The organism is Streptomyces ossamyceticus (assembly GCF_001418475.1).
Classification (GTDB): Bacteria; Actinomycetota; Actinomycetes; order Streptomycetales; family Streptomycetaceae; genus Streptomyces; species Streptomyces ossamyceticus.
The window spans coordinates 1-2336 of the sequence record NZ_LIQX01000689.1; the positions used below are offsets into that span (position 1 = coordinate 1).

The 2336-nt window shown below is 72.8% G+C and carries 1 protein-coding gene; it reads right to left on the reverse strand.

The window, feature by feature from the left end; translation table 11 throughout:
- Nucleotides 1–2021, reverse strand: a 2021-nt coding sequence (locus AOK15_RS36690; protein ID WP_167738898.1) for a PAS domain-containing protein, incomplete at its 3' end; no start/stop codon positions are given.
- Nucleotides 2022–2336: the final 315 nt, after the last annotated feature.

Genomic DNA, 2336 nt, shown 5'->3' on the forward strand with positions numbered 1-2336 from the left:
CCTCCGCCGGTGACGCGCCCGGTGCCCCCGGCCTCGTCGGCGCCGCCCTGCACGGGCACGGGCGCGTCACCGGCGGAGGGACCGCCCGCGGCGTCCTCGGCCCGGCGCCGACGACGCCCGGTGGGAGGCGCGGCCGAAGCGGCCTCCGCCTCGGGGGCGTCGTCGCTGTCCAGGAACGCGTCCACGGACGACCGCCGGGCCCGACGCCGCCCACCACCGGCTCCACCACCGGCGCCGGCGGCCTGCTCGGGCAATGAGACCTCGGCGCCGGCGGCCACGGGACCGGCGTCGGCAGTCGACTCCGCGGGGAGCGCGGACTCGTCGAGGGCCACGACCGGCGCCTGCACGGGAACCGTGCCCGCGCCGCCCCCGAGCGGCACCTCCAGCACGTATGCGCTGCCGCTCATCCCCGGCACCTCGTGCGTCTGCAGCACACCTCCGTGCGCGCGCACGATCCCCTGGACGATCGGCTGGTGCACCGGGTCTCCCCCGGCGTAGGGGCCGCGGACCTCGATCCGTACGACCTCGCCGCGCTGCGCCGCCGCCACGACGACGGTGTTGTCCATGTAGCCGCCGACGGACATGGGCGCGTTGCCGGTCGCGTCGACGCCGGCGACGTCCGCGATCAGGTGCGCGAGCGCGGTCGCGAGCCGCGCCTGGTCTACCTCGGCCTCGATGGGCGGCGCGTGCACGGCGAACTGCACCCGCCCCGGCCCGACCAGTTCCACGGCCCCGTCGACACCGGCGGCGACGACGGCGTCGAGCATGACCGTCGTACGGACGAGGCCTTCCTCGCCGGCGTCGATCCGCTGGTATCCCAGCACGTTGTCGATCAGGGTCGTGATCCGCGAGTAGCCGGCGGTGAGGTGGTGGAGGACCTGGTTGGCCTCGGGCCACAGCTGTCCGGCGTCGTCGGCGGCGAGGGTGCCCAGTTCGCTGCGGAGCTGGTCGAGAGGGCCGCGCAGGGACGTGCCCAGCACGGCGAGCAGCTGCTCGTGCCGCGCGGCCAGCGCCTCGTAGCGGTCCTTCTCCCGCTCGCCGAGGGCCGCGTACCGCTCGTCACCGGCGGCGAGTTCCTCGGCGTGCTTCTCGCGCAGCTCGGTGAGTTCGGCGGTGTGCTGCTCCCGCACGCCCTCCAGTTCCTCGGCGTGCTCCTCGGAGAGCTGCTTCAGCTCCTCCGCGTGCCGCTCGGCCTCGGTGCTCTTCTCCTCGGCGAGCTGGTCGTACGGCCGCCGGTCGGTGAACGTCATCACGGCCCCGACGAGCTGGTCCCCGTCGCGTACCGGCGCGGTCGTCAGGTCGACCGACACCTTGTCGCCGCTCTTGGACCACAGCACCTGGCCGCGCACCCGGTGCTTGCGCCCGGACCGCAGGGTGTCGGCGAGCGGGGACTCGCCGTACGGGAAGGGGGAGCCGTCCTCGCGGGAGTGCAGGACGAGCGTGTGCAGCTCGCGCCCGCCGAGATCACTGGCCCGGTAACCCAGAATCTGGGCGGCGGCCGGGTTCACGAGGACGATCCGCCCGTCGGTGTCCGTCCCCACGACGCCCTCGGCCACGGCCCGCAGGATCATCTCGGTCTGCCGTTGCGAACGCGCGAGTTCGGCCTCGGTGTCGACGGTGCCGGAGAGGTCGCGTACGACCAGCATGAGCAGCTCGTCATTGGCGTAGCCGTAACCGTCGTACGCCTGCTGCCCGTTCTCCAGATTCGCGCTTGTGACCTCGACCGGGAACTCGCTGCCGTCGGTCCGGCGGGCGATCATGCGGGTCGGCTTGGTCCGCCCGGTCGGGTCCATGGTGTCGGGCCGGCGCATCGACCCCGGAATCAGCCGGGAGTCGAACTCGGGGAGAAGGTCCAGCAGCCCGCGCCCCACCAGGGCGGTACCCGGGGCCTCGAAGGCCTCCAGGGCGATGGTGTTCGCGTTGACGACGGTCCCATTGGCGTTGACCAGCACCAACGCGTCGGGCAGCGCGTCCAGTATGGCTGCGAGGCGAGCAGCGCCTCGGGATGGCCTGCTGCTCACGAGACGCTTCCTCCCTGTTACCGCACCTTGCCGACCGCCTGGGCCATCTTGCCAACCGGCCCGCAACGTGTCACGCGAGGGAGTCTACGGGCAGAGGTTGCGCTCGCGACGCCGGATGAGAGGGAGGTCGCACACCGAACATACGGAGATGCCGTGACCGTGTGTTTTGCCGAACAACACGCCTCGCGGCACATATGTACGGCGCCCACGACCCCCGCTCGGGCTTATGGGCATATGCCGTCGGAGTTATCGGGAGGAAGGGCGGGCGGGGGCGGTACCGACGGTCCTGGGGCGGTGCCGACGGTCCGGTGGGGG